This window comes from Brucella grignonensis, from assembly GCF_002252505.1.
In the GTDB taxonomy this organism is placed as follows: domain Bacteria; phylum Pseudomonadota; class Alphaproteobacteria; order Rhizobiales; family Rhizobiaceae; genus Brucella; species Brucella grignonensis.
Genome location: NZ_NNRL01000037.1, coordinates 1 through 382 on the forward strand (window position 1 = coordinate 1; position 382 = coordinate 382).

Consider the following 382-nt stretch of genomic DNA (forward strand, 5'->3'; position numbering starts at 1 on the left):
GAGATTGAGTTCGGCGACGACGCTGTTGTGACCCTGCTTGACGATGAAGCGGCGGCTCTCGTTGGAAAGTTCGCGCGCGATCAGCTCATATTCCCGTTCGGTGAGCTTGAAGCCGTCGACATAGTAAGCCCTGCTGCCACGCGAGTTCGGCATGAAGACCTGGGTTGGGCATTGCTCGATGATGGTGTGCGCGATCGGCGAATTGATCGCGTCGCGCGGGCTTTGCGTGGCGAACAGCATGAGCCCGTTCTGTTTGCGGATGGTCTTGAGCTTGTTCTGGGCGAGATCGCGAAAGCCCTCGTCGGCAAGTGCCTTCCAGAACTCATCGATCACGATAATGATGCGGCGGCCATCGATCAGTTGCTCGACGCGGTGGAAGAGC

Annotated in this window: 1 protein-coding gene; it reads right to left on the minus strand. The window is 58.6% G+C overall.

Features of this window, described 5'->3' with window-relative positions; all coding sequences use genetic code 11:
- On the minus strand, positions 1–382 hold a 382-nt coding region (locus CEV33_RS00610; RefSeq protein ID WP_208620117.1), incomplete at both ends, for a TraG/VirB4 family ATPase.